General features: G+C 40.2%; 17 protein-coding genes. 9 read left to right on the top strand and 8 right to left on the bottom strand.

Features of this window, described 5'->3' with window-relative positions:
- Window positions 1-215: 215 nt before the first annotated feature.
- Window positions 216-3050, top strand: a complete 2835-nt coding sequence (gene leuS / locus FCR2A7T_RS01005) for a leucine--tRNA ligase (RefSeq protein WP_023569399.1) — start codon at window positions 216-218, stop codon at window positions 3048-3050.
- 167 nt (window positions 3051-3217) lie between these two features.
- The gene (locus FCR2A7T_RS01000; protein WP_023569397.1) at window positions 3218-3913 is read left to right on the top strand and encodes a zinc metallopeptidase; all 696 of its coding nucleotides are present in this window, start codon (window positions 3218-3220) and stop codon (window positions 3911-3913) included.
- 204 nt (window positions 3914-4117) lie between these two features.
- Here the strand turns inward: FCR2A7T_RS01000 and FCR2A7T_RS00990 are convergent, their stop codons facing one another.
- Complete coding sequence (locus FCR2A7T_RS00990; RefSeq protein WP_023569396.1) at window positions 4118-4588, bottom strand: Lrp/AsnC ligand binding domain-containing protein; 471 nt, start codon at window positions 4586-4588, stop codon at window positions 4118-4120.
- 181 nt (window positions 4589-4769) lie between these two features.
- Between FCR2A7T_RS00990 and FCR2A7T_RS00985 the strand changes: the two genes are divergently transcribed.
- Window positions 4770-5396 (top strand): hypothetical protein, encoded by a 627-nt coding sequence (locus tag FCR2A7T_RS00985; RefSeq protein ID WP_131473130.1) that lies wholly within the window; start codon window positions 4770-4772, stop codon window positions 5394-5396.
- Window positions 5397-5427: 31 nt separating this feature from the next.
- Here the strand turns inward: FCR2A7T_RS00985 and FCR2A7T_RS00980 are convergent, their stop codons facing one another.
- Entirely contained in the window at window positions 5428-6780 is a 1353-nt protein-coding gene (locus FCR2A7T_RS00980; RefSeq protein WP_023569394.1) for a saccharopine dehydrogenase family protein, read from the bottom strand.
- A gap of 125 nt (window positions 6781-6905) precedes the next feature.
- Between FCR2A7T_RS00980 and FCR2A7T_RS00975 the strand changes: the two genes are divergently transcribed.
- Window positions 6906-7295: a DUF423 domain-containing protein gene (locus FCR2A7T_RS00975; RefSeq protein ID WP_023569393.1), complete on the top strand. Its 390-nt coding sequence runs from the start codon at window positions 6906-6908 to the stop codon at window positions 7293-7295.
- A gap of 78 nt (window positions 7296-7373) precedes the next feature.
- A complete protein-coding gene (gene pckA, locus FCR2A7T_RS00970) occupies window positions 7374-8987 on the top strand; it encodes a phosphoenolpyruvate carboxykinase (ATP) (RefSeq protein ID WP_035116974.1) in 1614 nt (537 codons plus the stop codon).
- Between the two features lie 221 nt (window positions 8988-9208).
- Here pckA and FCR2A7T_RS00965 read toward each other — a convergent pair whose 3' ends face one another.
- Together FCR2A7T_RS00965 and FCR2A7T_RS00960 are read right to left on the bottom strand one after the other, a co-directional pair.
- Window positions 9209-9967 (bottom strand): uroporphyrinogen-III synthase, encoded by a 759-nt coding sequence (locus tag FCR2A7T_RS00965; protein ID WP_035116791.1) that lies wholly within the window; start codon window positions 9965-9967, stop codon window positions 9209-9211.
- 22 nt (window positions 9968-9989) lie between these two features.
- Window positions 9990-10685, bottom strand: coding sequence for a DUF4271 domain-containing protein (locus tag FCR2A7T_RS00960; protein ID WP_240471522.1), 696 nt, complete (start codon window positions 10683-10685; stop codon window positions 9990-9992).
- A gap of 164 nt (window positions 10686-10849) precedes the next feature.
- On the opposite strand from FCR2A7T_RS00960, the gene FCR2A7T_RS00955 reads away from it, so the two are divergent.
- The 3 genes from FCR2A7T_RS00955 to FCR2A7T_RS00945 are packed head-to-tail and all read left to right on the top strand — an operon-like array spanning window position 10850 to window position 13308.
- On the top strand, window positions 10850-11572 hold the full coding sequence (locus FCR2A7T_RS00955; protein ID WP_023569389.1) for a polyprenol monophosphomannose synthase: 723 nt from the start codon (window positions 10850-10852) through the stop codon (window positions 11570-11572).
- A gap of 4 nt (window positions 11573-11576) precedes the next feature.
- A complete protein-coding gene (locus FCR2A7T_RS00950) occupies window positions 11577-12917 on the top strand; it encodes a dihydroorotase (protein WP_023569388.1) in 1341 nt (446 codons plus the stop codon).
- 1 nt (window position 12918) lies between these two features.
- Window positions 12919-13308 (top strand): DUF4296 domain-containing protein, encoded by a 390-nt coding sequence (locus FCR2A7T_RS00945; protein ID WP_023569387.1) that lies wholly within the window; start codon window positions 12919-12921, stop codon window positions 13306-13308.
- On the opposite strand, the gene FCR2A7T_RS00940 is transcribed toward FCR2A7T_RS00945, so the two are convergent.
- Window positions 13274-14278, bottom strand: a complete 1005-nt coding sequence (locus tag FCR2A7T_RS00940) for an NAD-dependent epimerase/dehydratase family protein (RefSeq protein ID WP_023569386.1) — start codon at window positions 14276-14278, stop codon at window positions 13274-13276. The two genes, FCR2A7T_RS00945 and FCR2A7T_RS00940, sit on opposite strands and share 35 nt — an antisense overlap.
- A gap of 215 nt (window positions 14279-14493) precedes the next feature.
- On the opposite strand from FCR2A7T_RS00940, the gene tyrS reads away from it, so the two are divergent.
- Window positions 14494-15783, top strand: a complete 1290-nt coding sequence (gene tyrS / locus FCR2A7T_RS00935; RefSeq protein ID WP_023569384.1) for a tyrosine--tRNA ligase — start codon at window positions 14494-14496, stop codon at window positions 15781-15783.
- On the opposite strand, the gene FCR2A7T_RS00930 is transcribed toward tyrS, so the two are convergent.
- The 3 genes from FCR2A7T_RS00930 to FCR2A7T_RS00920 form a co-directional block, all read right to left on the bottom strand.
- Complete coding sequence (locus FCR2A7T_RS00930) at window positions 15776-16756, bottom strand: LuxE/PaaK family acyltransferase (RefSeq protein WP_023569383.1); 981 nt, start codon at window positions 16754-16756, stop codon at window positions 15776-15778. The genes tyrS and FCR2A7T_RS00930 overlap by 8 nt on opposite strands.
- 68 nt (window positions 16757-16824) lie before the next feature.
- Window positions 16825-18732, bottom strand: a complete 1908-nt coding sequence (locus FCR2A7T_RS15070) for a T9SS type A sorting domain-containing protein (RefSeq protein WP_023569382.1) — start codon at window positions 18730-18732, stop codon at window positions 16825-16827.
- A gap of 106 nt (window positions 18733-18838) precedes the next feature.
- A complete protein-coding gene (locus FCR2A7T_RS00920) occupies window positions 18839-19180 on the bottom strand; it encodes a T9SS type A sorting domain-containing protein (protein ID WP_023569381.1) in 342 nt (113 codons plus the stop codon).
- Window positions 19181-19186 lie beyond the last annotated feature (6 nt).

Genomic DNA, 19186 nt, shown 5'->3' with positions numbered 1-19186 from the left:
TTTAACTTTCTTATAATATAATGTAAATTTGCCGCACAATTTTTAAAGTTTGGAGCGAATGGTTCGGGCTTTATCGGTTGTCCTTGTTCCCGCTGTCCGTTCCTCCCGATGAAAATCGGGATCCACTACCATCGGGGCTATTGGAAAAACTATAAGAATATTTATAATCATCGCAACTTTGCAGCTTTGCAACTTTGCAACTTTGAGACTCAAGAATGAAATACTTTCACAACGAAATCGAAGCCAAATGGCAAAAATACTGGGCCGAAAACCAAACGTTTGCCGCGTCCAACACGTCGGATAAACCAAAATATTATGTTTTGGACATGTTTCCTTATCCTTCCGGAGCAGGATTGCACGTTGGGCATCCGTTAGGGTACATCGCCTCGGATATTGTGGCGCGATTCAAACGTCATAAAGGGTTTAATGTACTGCATCCGCAAGGCTACGACTCGTTTGGGTTGCCGGCAGAACAATATGCCATTCAAACCGGGCAACATCCCGAAAAAACCACCAAAGAAAACATTACGCGTTACCGCGAACAGTTGGATAAAATCGGTTTTTCGTTCGATTGGAGCCGTGAAGTACGCACTTCCAACCCCGATTATTACAAACACACCCAATGGATTTTCATTCAGTTGTTCAATTCGTGGTATAATATAACTTCGGATAAGGCAGAAGATATTGCAACCTTAATTGCCCTTTTCGAAAAAGAAGGAAATGCTAATGTAAAAGCGGTTTGCGATGACAACATCACGCCGTTTACTGCTGCGGAATGGAACAGTTTTTCTTCCGAAGCACAACAAAGAATTCTTCTTCAATATAGATTAACGTATTTAGCGGAAACCGAAGTCAACTGGTGTCCGGCGTTAGGAACTGTTTTAGCGAACGACGAAATCGTGAACGGCGTTTCCGAGCGCGGCGGTCATCCGGTCATCCGTAAAAAAATGACGCAATGGTCGATGCGCATTTCAGCCTATGCCGAACGTTTACTGCAAGGTTTGGAAACCATCGACTGGACCGAATCGTTGAAAGAGTCCCAAAGAAACTGGATCGGAAAATCAGTAGGAGCTTCTGTAACTTTTAATTTGAAAAACCACGAGGAAGTAATAGAAGTATTTACTACCCGTCCTGATACCATTTTCGGGGTAACGTTCATGACTTTGGCACCGGAACATGAATTGGTGGCGCAAATCACCACGCCGGAGCAAAAAGCCGCTGTGGAAGCCTATGTGGAAGCGACTGCAAAACGTTCGGAAAGAGAGCGTATGGCTGATGTAAAAACCATTTCAGGTGTATTTACCGGAGCCTATGCCGAGCATCCGTTCACCAAAGAGCCGATTCCGGTTTGGATTGGCGATTACGTGTTGGCAGGCTACGGAACCGGAGCGGTTATGGCAGTGCCTTGCGGTGATGAAAGAGATTATGCGTTTGCAAATTTCTTCAAAGGAACCCATGGGATGCCGGAAATCAAAAATATTTTCAATCAGGACATTTCACAAGAAGCGTTCGGCGCCAAAGAAGGTTTCGAATTGGTAAACTCTGATTTCCTAAACGGATTGGGGTATAAAGAAGGAACCAAAAAAGTCATTGAAGAATTAGAAAAAATAGGTGCCGGAAAAGCGAAAGTAAACTACCGTTTGCGCGATGCGGTATTCTCCCGTCAGCGTTATTGGGGCGAACCGTTTCCGGTCTATTACGTAAACGGTTTACCACAAATGATTGCTAAAGAACACCTGCCAATCGTTTTACCGGAAGTTGAAAAATATTTACCCACAGAAGACGGCCAGCCACCATTAGGCAACGCGTCGGTTTGGGCTTGGGACAGTGTTAATAATAAAGTTGTTGAAAACGAAAAAATCGACAATCAAACTGTTTTCGCCTTAGAATTAAACACCATGCCGGGTTGGGCCGGAAGTTCGTGGTACTGGATGCGTTACATGGACGCACACAACGAGAACGATTTCGCCAGCCAGGAAGCTTTGCAATATTGGGAAAACGTGGATTTATACATCGGCGGAAGCGAGCACGCCACCGGTCACTTGTTGTATTCCCGTTTCTGGAACAAATTCTTAAAAGACAGAGGTTTTGCGCCTACAGAAGAACCGTTCAAAAAACTGATTAATCAAGGGATGATTTTGGGAATGAGTGCGTTTGTATACCGCTCCGAAGATTCCAAAACGTTGTACTCAAAAGGATTGATTGCTGATAAGAATGTACATCCAATACATGTTGATTTATCGTGTATCAATGACGTTACCAACGAATTGAATATCGAAAAATTCAAGGCGCACCCATTATATTCCGATTATGCCAATGCGGAATTCATTTTAGAAGACGGCAAATACATCGTAGGGCGCGAAGTTGAAAAAATGTCCAAATCGAAATACAACGTGGTGAATCCGGACGACATCTGCGAACAATACGGCGCCGATACGTTAAGATTATACGAAATGTTCTTAGGGCCATTAGAGCAGGCAAAACCTTGGAATACCGCCGGAATTACCGGAGTATCAGGATTCTTGAAAAAACTATGGCGTTTGTATTTCGATGACAATGGTTCCATCATCACCAACGACGAACCCACAGCCGAAATGTACAAATCGTTGCACAAAACCATCAAAAAAGTAACCGAAGACATCGAGAATTTCTCGTTCAACACTTCGGTTTCCCAATTCATGATTTGCGTCAACGAATTGCAACAATTGAAATGCCGCCACCGCGCGATTTTGGAACCGCTAGCAATTTTGGTTTCGCCTTACGCGCCACACATCGCCGAAGAATTATGGAGCGCCTTAGGTCACGAAGGATCTATTGCTACGGTAGCCTTCCCGATTTTCGAAGCGAAATATTTGGTGGAAAGCGAAAAAGAATATCCGGTATCGTTTAACGGAAAAATGCGTTTCACGATTAAGTTGCCGTTGGATTTATCTGCCCCCCAAATCGAGGAAATCGTAATGGCCGACGAAAGAACCCAAGCACAATTACAAGGCAGAACGCCAAACAAAGTGATTATCGTTCCCGGGAAAATTATCAACCTGGTAGGATAAGATTTGTTGTCGCGCGGCGCTTGTCGAAGCATAAATTAGAGATGGAAATCCCGAATACTGAAAAGTGTTCGGGATTTTTTTATAAAATATTTAACAGCGTGACAAAATGGCAATACGAGGTTTTGGCGCACGATTTGATTATCTTTAGGAGTTAAAAACACAAAGAAATGATTGGATATTATATTTTATTGGGAGCGATAGCTTTAGCAAGTTTTCTGATAAGCTCAAAATTAAAAGGGAAGTTCGAACAGTATTCGAAAGTACATTTGCGCAACGGCATGTCGGGAGCAGAAATTGCCGAAAAAATGCTGGCCGATAACGGAATTCGCGACGTGAGAGTTATTTCCACACCCGGAATGCTTACCGATCATTACAATCCTGCGAATAAAACCGTGAACCTTAGTGAGGGCGTGTACAACCAACGCAATGCTTCAGCAGCAGCAGTGGCGGCGCATGAATGTGGTCACGCTGTACAACACGCGCAGGCCTATCAATGGTTAACGATGCGTTCGCAAATGGTACCCATGGTAAATATTTCCTCCAGCTTGTCGCAATGGTTGATTATGGGAGGTTTGATTTTGGGGATCGGTGCAAAATCGTCGATTGGCTTTTATGTGGCAGTGGCCGGTTTGGTTTTAATGGCGATTGCGACACTATTCAGTTTAATTACGTTGCCGGTGGAGTACGATGCGAGTAATCGTGCCTTGGCATGGTTAAAAAATAAAAATATGCTGAGTCAGGAAGAATACGCCGGCGCTGAAGACGCCTTAAAATGGGCCGCGCGAACTTATGTTGTCGCGGCTTTGGGTGCCGTAGCTTCCTTGTTGTACTGGGCACTACAGGTTTTTGGACGAAGAGAATAAGAGCAAATTTTATAAAATACAAATCCGTTACGTGAGTAGCGGATTTTTTTTTGGAGCGAAAGGCTTGGGCTTTTTTGGAGTCCTTGTTCCCGCTTTTCGTTGCAATCTCCCTCGTTTTGGAAAACGAGGGAGGATTTACACTGCAATCGGGGCTAGGCAGGAAGCCATTTTTCTGTTTGCGTACTAATTACCGACTACTGAGTACTACAATTGTATCTGTCGTTCAATCTGCTGGTCCAGCGAAATAAAGGTTTCTGTTCTGGAAACCCCATCAATGGCTTGGATTTTTTTGTTGAGCAATTGCATTAAATGTTCGTTATCGCGACAGATGATTTTGATTAAAATACTCCAGTTTCCGGTAGTGTAATGGCATTCCAATACTTCCGGAATTTTTTTCAGTTCCCTTACCGCTTCCGGATTTCGTGCCGCTTTGTCGAGATAAATCCCCACAAATGCCATCGTGCTGTAGCCCAAAACCTTAGTATTCACCACAAATTTCGATCCCGAAATCACGCCCGCCTGTTCCAGCTTACGCAACCTTTGGTGAATCGCCGCACCCGAAATGCCGATTTTGTTGGCAATCTGTAAAATGGGTTTTCGGGCATCTTCCATCAAATCGCGGAGGATTTGTTTGTCAATACCGTCGATTTCTATCTGTAAGTGATTTAGTTTCATTTGTGATAATATGAAAGTTATTTCCAATTTTAAAGTTTAAATATAATTATAATTTTTAGTTAAAAGTTAAAAATTCTCAAAAGTGTAAAATTTTACGCATCTATATAGAAAGGAAAGTTCCGTTTTCTATGGAACATTTTCAATTTAGTGTCCATTTACTACTAACCCCAAATCTAGTAAAATGAGAAATTCAACTTTTAAAATACTATTTGCAGTGATGGTTTCACTGTCAAATGGTCTCGCGGTAACGGCTCAGAATATTGAAGCAGTACCTGAAAAACCCATTACCAAAAAAGCCGTGGAAAGTCAGATGAGCAGGATTTTGGTAAATTCCGCCGATTACAACGACGTAAAAATGGTTAAGAAAGCTGCGTTGGAAGAATTGCATGCTGATGTGGTGACTTTACTTTCCCGAAATGAAAGCGACTTATCTGATGCAAAAGCCATCATAGAAAACAAAAATGGTGAAATAAAAAAACTGCAGGAAGAAATTGCAGAAGCGAACAGTCAGCTCGCGGCTTCTGTAATCAAAGACGAAACGTTTTTGTTGTTCGGAATGCCACTGAATACAACGTTGTACCATGCCATCATGTGGTCGTTGGTGTTTACATTGCTCATTACGGTTGGTTTTTTGGCGGTACGGTTTAAAAAAGCAAATGTGATTACTCAAAATTCAAAAGCCATATTGGCGGAAGTGGAAGATGAATTGGAAACCTTCAAACGTAATGCTATCGAAAGAGAACAAAAATTACGTCGTCAACTTCAGGATGAAATCATCAAACAGAAGAAAATGATAGAAGCTTCATAAAAAATCCCCCGTTGCAGCGGGGGATTTTTATTTATTTATAACCTTTATAATCGACTTCTTTTTCATGAAAGACAACGCCGTATTCTTCGAGTTCTTTCAAAATGGGAAGATATACTTCTTTGTTTAACGGTAATTGAACGCCTGGTGTCTTAATGTTGCCGTTTAAGATTTGCAAAGTTGCCATGGCTACCGGTAAACCTACGGTTTTCGCCATTGCGGTATACGTTTGGTCGTCGCCTAGGCAAACCATTGTGGCATCAATTTGTTTGCGTTCGCCGTTCAATTCGTATCCGAATTTGTGGTACATCACAATCATGTCTTTGTCGTTTGGTTGTAACGTCCAGCTGTCGGTTAAAATTTTCTCCAGAATTTGTGCCGGCGTAGCGTTTTTTAAACCGATAATTTTATTTGGGTTGAATAAATCCAGTTCCAGCAATTTGTCCCACATCACGTCGTCCTGATCGATTTTCAGTTGGTGGCGTAATTTGATTTCGACAGAATCGGTCGGATGGTACGGTAAAAACAGATTTACGAATTCACGGTAGCTCATGTTTTCCGAATCGTCAATAACATACGAATCGTCGGTCATGCCCAATTGTACAAACATATCCCAAGCTTTGGAATATCCCACGCGTCGAATTGTGCCTCTGAAAACCGTTAAAGCATCGTCTAAGCCGTAAACACTTCTGTATTTTAAAGAATCGCGGTTCGCATAACCTTCAAAACGACCGTAGCCTTCCACTTCCAAAAACTCCGTTCTTCGGAACAATTTGTTGTACGGAATGTATTTGTATTTGCCTTCCTGAATGAACTTGGCAGCGCCGCCCTGTCCGGCCAAAACTACGTTTCTTGGGGCCCAGGTGAATTTGTAATTCCAAAGATTGTTGTCGGATTCCGGAGCTACCAATCCGCCACAGAACGATTCGAATAAAATTACTTTTCCGCCTTTTCCGCGAATTTCATCCAGCACTTTCATGGCGCTCAAATGGTCGATTCCCGGATCCAGTCCGATTTCGTTCATGAAAATCAAGCCGTTTTCTTTAGCGGCAGCATCCAAACTCTGCATGGCATCGGAAATATAAGAAGCCGTAACCATGTGTTTTTTATAGGTGATGCAGTCTTTGGCCACTTCAATGTGCAAATGTGCCGGTAACATCGAAATTACGATATCTGCTTTCTGAATTTCTGCTTTGCGTTGTGTTTCATTAAAGATATCCAAGGCAAGTGCGGTGGCATTTTTGTGGTTTTGTGTTTTTTTCTGCGCCAATTCCAAAGACAAATCGCCAATGGTCAGGTGCAGGTTTTCACTTTCCGATTTTTCCAACAGGTATTTAATAAGCGAAGACGCCGAACGACCCGCTCCGATAATCAGAATATTTCTCATGATGAGGTTTGTTTTAAAAAGTTCACGAAAATAAGAATTTGTTATATTCTTTGGAAGCAGAAAACGAGATAAGTTTTATTATTTAACTTTTTAATTTTGTGCTACCTTTGGGCATACTTTTAATTATGGACAAGAAAATCATCGCAGTTGCGGCTTTTATGGGAGCTGTGGCAATTATTTTAGGAGCTTTCGGAGCTCACGGACTTAAAGCTATTTTAAGTGAAGCCGAGTTGGTTACTTTTGAAACCGGCGTTAAATACCAAATGTATCATGCGTTATTCCTGCTTTTTGTAGGGACAACGAGCTTAATTGATGAAAAAACCAAGATAATAATCCTGTGGTTAGTGGTAGTTGGGGTACTTTTCTTTTCGGGATCGATTTATCTTTTGGCAACCGCTTCGGCTACATTAATCAATGCGAAATTCTTAGGACCGATTACTCCGCTTGGCGGGATGTTGATGATTGCAGCCTGGGTACTCCTTTTTGCTAAAATTCTGGGTAAAAAAGCAGAATAGTTGGTTAAAAAAAACGTATCTAAAATTAAATTTTTTATTTTTGCGTTCTTAAAAACAAACAAACAACACATTTTAATTATGAATGTTACCAAAACAATTTCATTAGAGAAATACGGAATTAATAACACAGTTGAAATTGTCTACAATCCGTCATTTGATTTCTTGTATAATGAAGAGCTGAATCCTGCGTTGGAAGGGTATGAGAAAGGACAACTTTCTGAACTTGGCGCGGTTAATGTAATGACTGGTGTATTCACGGGAAGATCTCCTAAAGATAAATATATTGTAAAAGACGACGTTACCAAAGACACGATTTGGTGGACTTCCGAAAAAGCAGTAAACGATAACAAGCCCATTACACAAGATACCTGGAACGCTTTAAAAGAAACTACGGTGAAGCAGCTTTCCGGGAAACGATTATTCGTGGTAGATGCTTTTTGTGGCGCTAATGAAGATACTCGTTTAAAAGTACGTTTTATTATGGAAGTGGCCTGGCAGGCACATTTCGTGAAAAACATGTTCATTCGTCCTACAGAGGCAGAATTGGAAAACTTTGGTGAGCCGGATTTCGTTGTAATGAACGGTTCTAAAACCAGTTTTAAAGACTATGCGGCACACGGATTAAATTCGGAAGTATATGTTGCATTCAACCTTACCGAGAAAATCCAGTTAATCGGAGGAACATGGTACGGCGGGGAAATGAAAAAAGGCTTGTTCTCGATGATGAACTACTACCTTCCGTTAAAAGGAATTGCTTCCATGCACTGCTCGGCTAACAAAGGAAAAGACGGTGATGTTGCGGTGTTCTTTGGATTGTCCGGAACAGGAAAAACCACTTTATCAACCGATCCGAAACGTGAATTAATCGGAGATGATGAGCACGGATGGGATAACGACGGTGTTTTCAATTTTGAAGGCGGATGTTATGCTAAAACCATCGATTTAAGCAAAGAAAACGAACCGGATATCTACGGAGCGATTAAAAGAAATGCATTGTTGGAGAATGTTACTTTGGATGCTAACGGTAAAATTGACTTCAAAGACGGTTCGGTAACACAAAACACCCGTGTTTCCTACCCAATCGATCATATCGAAAATATTGTAAAACCGGTTTCCAAAGCAGGTCACGCTTCTAAAGTAATCTTCTTAACCGCAGATGCTTTCGGAGTAATGCCACCGGTTTCTAAATTAACTCCGGAGCAAACGAAATATTACTTCTTGTCTGGTTTCACCGCTAAATTAGCAGGAACAGAAAGAGGTGTTACACAACCGGAGCCAACCTTCTCAGCGTGTTTTGGTAAAGCATTCTTGTGCTTGCACCCAACAAAATACGGTGAAGAATTGGTGAAGAAAATGGAAGAGCACAACGCAACGGCTTATATGGTAAATACAGGCTGGAACGGAACAGGGAAACGTATTTCTATTAAAGATACCCGTGCGATTATCGACAGAATCTTAGACGGTTCATTGGAAAAAGCCGATACACAAATCGTTCCTTTGTTCAACTTAGAAGTGCCAACGGCTTTAGAAGGCGTAAATACTGAAATTTTGGATCCGAGAAATACTTATGCTGATGCTTCAGAATGGACAGCAAAAGCGGAGGATTTAGCAGGAAGATTTATTAAAAACTTTGTTCAGTACACTGATAACGAAGAAGGTAAAAACCTTGTTGCAGCTGGACCACAGTTGTAATTGAAAATAAGAATAGGAGAATCCCAATCGAAAGGTTGGGATTTTTTTATTATCCCGGAATCAAATATATTCTGCTTTTAAGCTTTAAAGGAATTACCGCAGATTTGCAGATTATTGATTATCTGTTTTTTTAATCTGCGAATCTGCGGTTAATTTTGTGTTTAAGTGAATAAATAAAAAAAAGCAGCCGTTAGGCTGCTTTTTAAATATAAAAAGTAATGTTATTTATCCTTAGATTCTTTATTAGCTTTAATAATATATTTTTCCAAAGCCATGGTCATCGAAGGGGTTTCCGGTGTCGGCGCCATAATGTCCACTCGTAAACCGTGTTCCAATGCTTCTTTCTGTGTCGTACTTCCAAAAACCGCAATTCTGGTATTGTTCTGAACAAAATCAGGGAAGTTTTTGAACAACGACTTGATTCCGGTCGGACTGAAAAACGCCAAAACATCATAATATACATCTTTCAAATCCGAAAGATCGCTCATAACCGTTCTGTAGAACGTTCCCGGTACCCAATTTACTTTCAATCCGTTTAAGGTTTGCGGAATATCGGCATTCAATTGATCGGATGACGGTAAAAGGAATTTTTCGTCCTTGTATTTTTTGATCAGCGGCGACAAATCGACAAAGTCTTTCTGACCCACATAGATTTTACGTTTTCTGTAGACCACGTACTTCTGTAAATAGAAAGCAATGGCTTCCGATTGGCAGAAATATTTTAAATCTTCCGGCACTTTGTAACGCATCTCTTCGGCTACTCTGAAGAAATGATCTACTGAGTTTTTGCTGGTAAGGATGATGGCCGTAAAATTGTTCAGGTCGATTTTTTGTGCGCGGACTTCTTTGGCCGAAACGCCCTCTACGTGAATAAAAGGCCTAAAGTCAACTTTTATTTTCAGTTTTTGCTGAAGTTCAAAGTATGGTGAATTTTCCACTTTAGGCTCTGGTTGCGAAACCAAGATAGTTTTCACTTTCATATTTTAAAGAAAATCAATTATTCTAACTTTTTGTAAACCAATAGTACATGAAATAATAGGGCGCTATTTCAAGTGCGCAAAGATACAAAATAAAATAAAAGAACTTGCTTAGTATTAAGTTTTGATAATTCTTCAAAGAAAAGAAATATGTTAGGATGTTAATTATCAAAATAATAGAAATTATTACAAGAAGCAGTGTTTTTGACAAGAAATCGTTGTAAAAAAGCAGAACGTTAATGGGAAGAACCAATAAACCTATGTAAGTTCGGTAATTAACTTTCTGTAAATTAAACTGTTCGTTAAAATCTTCAATGTTAAAAGTGGTGGCAATAATTTTTTCCACCAAATATTTCGAAAGTATAAATACGCCTAAAAGGGTGATAATCTGAATGTAGGAAATCCAATTGGTTTTAGTGGTTAATCCGAAATACGCCAGGGTAATCTGAATCAAAAACGCAAACGAAATCAATTGAACGATAAACATGGAAATGGTAAACCAACTTTTCATGTTGCCGCTGTCCCGGTATATTTTGAGGTATTTGTCAGACACGGCAATTCTGATGAATTCGGCGAAACGAACTTCAAAAACGGCTCGATTAATGGCAATCAGCGTAAAGCACAGGACAAACAGTATTGTTGCCCAGTCCTTATTTTCAGGTATTCTTTCGTTAAAAATTAAATCCATCATAGCGGAGGTAAAAATACTAATTTTTAGCATGAATTGAGCATCTTGTTTCAGCGTCCGCCAGAAATAAACCGAACAGACAGATTTAAACAGCACTCGAGAAACGTAAAATCACTATTAGTTGGAAAATTTATTATAATTTTATTGTGATTCCACCGTTAGAAATAACGTATTTTTGCACGTAAATTTAGAGTAAAATGAGCCAAGGTATAGTAATTATTCCTACTTATAACGAAATCGAAAACATAGAAAGCATTGTTCGGGCCGTATTTGCGCTGAGTACTCCTTTTCATGTTTTAATTGTAGATGATAATTCGCCTGACGGAACAGCTCAGAAGGTGGTGGAATTGCAACGGGAGTTTCCGGAACGACTGCATCTTGAAAACCGGGCCAAAAAATCCGGTTTGGGGACGGCTTATGTTCACGGTTTCAAATGGGCATTACAGAATAATTTCGACTATATTTTTGAAATGGATGCCGATTTTTCCCATAATCCCAAAGATTTGGAACGCTTGCACGAGGCTTGTGTAAATGGTGCTGATATGGCGATAGGATCCCGATACGTAACCGGGGTAAATGTAGTGAATTGGCCACTCAACCGTGTGCTGATGTCTTATTTTGCTTCGGTGTATGTTGATTTTATCATGGGTATGAAAATTCATGATGCTACTGCCGGTTTTGTCTGTTACAAACGAAATGTGTTGGAAACGATCAATCTGGATAAGATAAAATTCATAGGGTATGCGTTTCAGATTGAGATGAAATACCGAACATTTGTCAATAAATTAAAAATTGTCGAAGTGCCGATTATTTTTACGGACCGAACTAAAGGGCAGTCCAAGATGAGCAACGCGATTATTAAGGAAGCGATATTCGGGGTGATTACATTACGATTAAAAAAAATATTCAATACACTATAATAGCATGAATTCAACGTTAATTAAAAATGCGAAGATTGTAAATGAAGGGGTGATTTTTGAAGGCGATGTGCTGATTGAAGGCGAATTCATTAAGGAAATCGGAACCGATATCAGTCACAAGTCTTCCATTTCCCAGGTTATTGATGCGGAAGGGAATTATCTGATTCCCGGTGCCATTGACGATCAGGTACATTTTCGTGAACCGGGCTTGACACACAAAGGGGATATTGCGTCCGAATCGCGTGCCGCCGTTGCCGGAGGGGTGACTTCGTTTATCGAGCAACCCAATACCGTTCCCAATGCTGTTACGCAGGAATTGTTGGAGCAAAAATATGAAATTGCTTCCGGTGCCTCCTATGCGAACTATTCGTTTATGATGGGCGGGACAAACGATAATTTAGAAGAGGTTTTAAAAACCAATCCGCGTAATGTGGCCGGAATCAAATTGTTCTTGGGTTCGTCAACCGGAAATATGTTAGTGGATAATGAAGAGGTTTTGGAGAAAATTTTCTCCAGCACACCAATGTTAATTGCAGTGCATTGTGAAGACGAGGCAACCATTAAAGCAAATCTGGAGCGCTACAAAGCGGAATACGGCGACAATATTCCAATGAAATTTCATCATTTGATTCGAAGTGAAGAAGCTTGTTATCTGTCGTCTTCAAAAGCGATTGCGTTGGCCAAGAAAACCGGAGCGCGTTTGCACATTTTTCACGTTTCCACGGCAAAAGAAACCGATTTGTTTACCAATAAAATTCCTTTGGAAGACAAGAAGATAACCGCAGAAGTTTGTGTGCATCATCTTTGGTTCACTGATGCCGATTACGAAACGAAAGGTACTTTAATCAAATGGAATCCGGCCGTAAAAACGCAAGCCGACAAAGACGGACTTTGGAAAGCTTTATTGGATGACCGAATCGATGTTATTGCTACCGATCATGCGCCACATACCTGGGAAGAAAAACAGAATCCGTATACCAGCGCGCCATCCGGCGGACCGTTGGTACAGCATTCGGTGGTAGCCATGTTTGAAGCGCATTTGCAGGGTAAAATTTCTGTGGAGAAAATCGTGGAAAAAATGGCACACAATCCGGCTAAAATTTTCAAAATTGAAAAACGTGGTTTCATCCGTGAAGGTTATTATGCTGATTTAGCTATTGTTAATACCGCTTTGCCTTGGACGGTCAATAAAGATAATATTTTATACAAATGTGGTTGGTCGCCTTTGGAGGGAACGAATTTTAAATCGCGAATTTCGCATACTTTTGTAAACGGACAATTGGTGTATGCCAATGCCAAAGTAAAGGAAGCCCGTTTCGGACAACGTTTATTATTTGAAAGATAATATGAAGAAAATAGCCTTAGTATTTATTGTCTTCGCCGTTTTTAGTTGCGGAAAAAAAGCCGTGGAAAAACCGGAAAATCTCATCGATAAAGAGGTGATGGAGGATATTTTGTATGATTTGGCCATAGTGCAGTCGGCCGAATCCAATAATCCGTTGTTTTTTTTACAGAATGATGTTAAGGTAAATGAAATGATATACAAGAAGTATCATATCGACAGTACGTCTTTTGCCCAAAGCAATCGTTATTATGCTTCTGATGCACATAATTACCAGAAGCTGTTTAAGAAGGTTTCCGAGCGCATTGCGGCCAAAAAAGAAGAACTGAACCAACAGTCGTTAAAAGAAACCGGAAAAGCTATTGCACCTTCTGATACGCCTGCGATACAATAGTCAGGTATTCTTTCATGGGCTGAAAGTTGAAATTCAAAGTGTTGATTACTTTGGAATTATCATATATTTCGGTAGAATGTGAAGATTTTGAAGTGGCTCTGGTAAACTTTTGTTTTTGGAAAAACAGTTTGGAAAACAACCAGTCCATTCGCCAGTATAAAGAAGTCATAAAAGGTCTTGCATAAATGTAAGGCCTTTTTTTCTGCATCGCATCGGCAATGGTATTCAGCAAATTCTGAAAGATGATGTTTTCTGAAACGATGGTAAACCGTTCTCCTGAAATGGAGCTGTTCATGAGTTGAATCATGATTTTTACTACATCGTCAACGGCGGTAATGCCTGTAAAACCTTTGGTGTAGAAAGGAAAACCTTTTTGAATTTTCTGCAGAAGTTCCCCGCTTCCGGCTGTTCCGAATCCTTTTCCAAAAATAACTCCGGGATTCACAATGACTACTTCCAAACCTTCCTGCGAGCCTCTCCAGACTTCCGTTTCGGCGCCGTATTTGGTTAAGGCATAATCGCCGTGGTTTTTTTCCGGATTCCATTCGGTTTCTTCCGTAATGATGGTTTCTCCTTCTTTCACGTCGCCCAAAGCGGCAATGGAGCTTACATGACATAGTTTTTTAACCTTAAAATCGATACAGCAATTTACCACATTGGCCGTGCCCTCTATGTTTACTTTTCTTAAAAGAGCTTCGTCATTCGTGTCAAACGAAATCAGTGCGGCACAATGGTAGACTTGTGTAACGTTTTGGAATGCTTTTTCCAAGGCGGGGATGTCGGTGATATCGGCTACGATCCATTCGATTTTTTCAAACAAATCCATTTGGTTTTCCGAACGAAAAAGGTTTCTGGTTTTTTCGATGGTTTTCTCCGAACGGTAAATAGCGCGAACCGCTTCATTTTTCTGAAGTAAATGCAGTAGAAGATGTGCTCCTACCAAACCGGTTCCGCCTGTAACTAATATCATATGGCGAAATTACGAATTATGAATTAGGAATTGCCTTTTTTTTGATTGCAAAATACGGGTGCTTATTTTTTAGTTCTGATTAACCGAAACGCTGGGCGTGATACAAATCAGGAAAATAAATTCCCGGCATTTCCGGAAGGATTCGTTTCAAAAATTCCTAATTCCTAATTCCTAATTCCTAATTCTGTTTATCTTTGTGGAAATTGAATACAGACATGAAAAATTTTATTGAAGAAGTGACTTGGAGAGGAATGCTCCACGACGTAATGCCAGGCACAGAAGAACATTTGATGGAGCAGATGCGTGTGGCGTATGTGGGGATTGATCCAACCGCCGATTCATTGCATATAGGGCACTTGGTTGGAGTGATGTTGTTGAAACATTTTCAATTAAGCGGTCATAAACCATTAGCACTTGTAGGCGGAGCAACCGGAATGATTGGCGATCCTTCGGGAAAATCCAATGAAAGAAATTTATTGGACGAAGCTACTTTGCGTCACAATCAGGAGGCGATTAAAGGACAGTTGGCACGATTCTTAGATTTTACTTCCGATGCACCAAACGCTGCCGAATTGGTTAACAATTACGATTGGATGAAGGAGTTTTCGTTTTTGGATTTTATTCGCGATGTGGGAAAACACATTACAGTAAACTACATGATGGCGAAAGATTCGGTGAAGAAACGATTAACCGGAGAAACTTCGGAAGGAATGTCGTTCACGGAGTTTACCTACCAATTGGTTCAGGGATACGATTTTTTACATTTATACCGTGCTAAAAAATGTACGCTGCAAATGGGAGGAAGCGACCAATGGGGAAACATTACCACGGGTACGGAATTGGTCCGTCGAATTGAGGGCGGAAAAGCCTATGCGTTAACTTGTCCGCTAATCACAAAAGCAGACGGTACAAAATTTGGGAAATCGGAAGGTGGAAATATTTGGTTAGATGCGGAAAGAACTTCGCCTTACAAATTTTACCAATATTGGTTAAACACATCAGATGTTGATGCTGAAAAATACATAAAGATTTTCACCTTCTTGGACAAAGAAACGATTGAAAAATTAATTGCCGAACATAACGAAGCACCACATTTAAGAGTGTTGCAAAAACGTTTAGCGGAAGAAATTACAATAATGGTACATTCTGCAGCAGATTTGGAAAATGCGATTGCCGCTTCCAGTGCTTTTTTTAGCCCATCGATGGAGGAGCTGAAAAAGTTGGATGAAAAAACGTTTTTAGAAGTGTTTGATGGTGTTCCTCAGGCGGAAATTGCTATGACAGATTTGAACGAAGGTTTGGATATGATTGCCGCATTGGCAGCCAAAACCAACTTCTTGGCTTCTAATAGCGATGCGCGCAGAGAGTTGAAACAAAATTCCATTTCTTTGAATAAAGAGAAAGTCGGAGAAGACCGAATCATCACCAAAGAGGATTTGATTAACAATCAGTTTTTGTTGTTGCAGAAAGGAAAGAAAAATTATTACGTGATCAGGGTTAAATAACCATCAGGTTGCAACCGCGAATATCAGAATTGTCAAAACGTCCCAGCACTTCGAAAGAATGGTTGGGATTTTTTTTGCCCAAATCCTGCGTGGCGATAAACGAACACGAATTGATATTGGCTAGGTCAATTACATTGATACCGCCGGTTTTTCCTTCGGCTACATAACTTAAAGCGTCTTCGGTGTCGCGGATCAGAATTTCCATCCAGGGCGGACATTCGAAAATACCGTCGCCTAACGAATAAGCCTGTGAAAGCAATTCGGTCATGCCGTATTCGGAATGGATTTTGGAAACGCCGAAACCTTTGCAAAGCAGCTCGTGTAATTCTTCACGGATGATTTCCCTGCGCTTGCCTTTCATGCCGCCGGTTTCCATGATGATGGTGTTTTTTAGATGGAAATTTTGCTTTTCAATCAAATCCAGTAAAGCATAAGTAACGCCAAGTAGAATAACGTTTTGTCCGGAGTTGTCCAAAGCAATCAGTTTTTCAATGAGTTCGTCGTAATTGTGCAAATAAAAACCACTTTCCGGATGGTTGGAGCTTTTAATCAGATCTTCTGCCATGTAAATTAGCGACGAGCCTTCTCTTTCCAGATACGAAGGGAGCAATGCCAGAACTACATAATCTTCAATATTACCGTAAAATTGCGAAAACCCTAATCGGAAACTTTCTTCATAGAAATTTAAATCGGTTACCAAATGACGGCTGGTTGCTATCCCTGTGGTTCCGCTACTGGTAAACGTAATCTGAATCGGTGCCATTGAACTTACAACTTCATGAGTTTTGAAAAACTGAATCGGTAAAAACGGGATTTCGGAAATCGATTTTACGTTTGTTTTGTTCTTCTTTAGTAAGTTGCAAAAGTTTTGATATACTGAGTTGTTATCGTATTGGTAACGAAAAACCTTGAGCGTGATTTTTTCAAACTCTTTTTTAGAAGCAATGTGGAAAATGTCGGACGTCGATAACATGTTACAAATGTACAAAAATAAAAAAGCACCAACTTTCGTTGATGCTTTTTGTATAAGGTAAAAAGGAATTATTTGATAACTAATTTTCTAGTTGCTGTTTTTCCTTCTTCAGTAATTTTAACCATATAAATACCAGCGTTTAATGAAGAAACGTTGATTACTTCGTTTGCAGTGGTAGTGTTTAAAACCTGTTTTCCAACTACATCATAAATCGTTACAGTTTTCACGCCGTTAGCTGAAGTAGTGATGTGTAAGAAATCGTTAGCCGGGTTAGGGTAAATGTTTAATCCGGAGATGTTGTTTTCTTGAACACCTAATTGCGCTACTGTTGTAGCAATTCTAAGTTCATCAACTGTAGTAAACGGAGTTCCGTTTGAATTTCCTTGACGTAACATGAAACCGTTTAGTTTGGCAATAGGAGTGGCTGCCATTGCTTCTGTTAGATCTGCAGCTGTTGCAGCGCTGAAAGTAGCAACTGTTGGGTTGAACCAAGCTTTTAGATCGTTTGTAGCAAAATCATAAGCCATAACTACATAAACGACATCACCAACATTAAAGAATCCTGAGGAAAGGTTTGTAGTAGTTGTGCCTGATGAAGCTAATCCAAATTGGTAAGTTGTGCCTGTTTTTTTAAGGAATAATCGTGCTCTGAAGTTTCCGTCTTCTGTTAAAACGGCAATGTAATCTTGACTTCCTTCCACCATTGCAGTGTTGTCAGTAACCTTCATTAAGAATCCTGTAAACAAAGTGTTTGTGTTTGTGTCAGTGAAAGTAGTGATACAATCGATACCACCATTATCAAAAGCTACAGAATTACCTGAAGATGTTAAACCAGGGTAAGTTAGACTTCCGGCAACAGCTAAGATGTCGTCTCCTGTGTTAACATTAGACCATCTTTGTGTTGTGCCTAAAGCGGTTCCTACAGTATAGTTGAAAGGTTCGCTGTAAGGTAAAGTATTAACCGGTTTGCATTGTGGGGCAGCAATAACTTTACTTAATCCACAAGTTCCTGTAATAGTTAGGGTTGCGTTAGTTCCTTCAGGAATGTTTGTAATAATGATATTTCCAGATGCAGTTGTTGAAGGGTTGTTACCTCCGATTGTTCCCACATTAGAGGATAAATTGTAAGTTCCGCTGTTTCCTCCTGTAAAAGGAATTGTGGCAGTGTAAGTGTCAATTGCTAAAGTTACAGCGTCACAAACTGCGGTTTCTAAACCTAAGCTTAAGCTGCATGGTGCTGTTCCTAACCAAGTTGAAGAAATGTATAATGCATCAACGATTTCGTTTTGTGTAGCGCTGAATTGTCTTAAACAAATTCTGTCAATGGCTGCGTTACCACTTCCGGATGCTGAAACTTCTGCTGGTCCGGCTGCAGCTTCTGTTGCGGGGATTCCGCTGGATTTTATCCAAAGGCTTACCGAACCGGTTGCGGTATTGTCATATTTTATTATAACTAAATAGGTAGTATTTAAATTTAATTCTGTTGGAGTGGCTGCAAATACTCCGGTTGAGGTATTGGAAATACCGATATTGAATTTGTTTACTGCATCAATTGTTGATGGTTTTACGAAAACTCTTGCCGTTTGAGTACCGGTTGCAGTAGGGGATAAATGCATAAAGTAACCTGCATTAGCATTAGAAACATTCAACAGGAATGAAATGTATATTGTTGTTCCGGCTGTTGGGGCAGTGGTAAGAGCTTTGTTTACGTCTTCTCCATTGTTGTCCAGTTTAGCGGCATTTCCTGCGGTTACTCCTGTAATACTGGCGCCGCCATCGTTATATCCGGCATAAGTTAAACCGTTCGAAGCTCCTACGTCAATGGCTTGAGTTCCTGCGCCACTGTGAGCTGTCCAACCGTTAGCGGTTAATAAACTGTTATCGGCATAGTTAAAACTGTCGTTAAGATAGTTTACCTGTCCGAAAGAAAGTGTGCTAACTGTTAGTGTTAACAATAAAGCGTAAATTTTTTTCATGTGAATGAATTTTAAAAATTGGACGACAAAGATAAGCAGTATTTACAAAATGTAAAACTTTTCTATGTAAATTTAAGATTAAATCGATGAACGACTAAAAATGTAATTATTTAACAATCAGCTTTCTGGTGGCCGAAGCTTCTCCTTCTCTGATTTTAATAATGTAAACACCGGCATTGAGGTTGCCAATATTTAGTTCTTTGGAACTGAGGGTAGTTTGGAGTATGCGCTTGCCTAGAACATCAAAAATTTCGATTTCTTTTTCAAGCGCCAGTTTGGAAACGATATAAATTTTATCGCCATTGGTCGGATTAGGATAAATGCTTAACCCTTCAATAGTGCTTTCCTGAGTTTTGCCCACAACGCCACTTTTACCTTCCTGAGCCGAAGCGGTCAGTGAAAATAAGGAAAGCGCGATAAGAATAATATAAAAGTAATTTTTCTTCATGTGAAC

Origin of the sequence: Flavobacterium cauense R2A-7, from assembly GCF_000498475.1 — a bacterium.
Classification (GTDB): domain Bacteria; phylum Bacteroidota; class Bacteroidia; order Flavobacteriales; family Flavobacteriaceae; genus Flavobacterium; species Flavobacterium cauense.
Note: the sequence above shows the minus strand (reverse complement) of the source record. Positions and strands in the feature narration are given on the sequence as shown.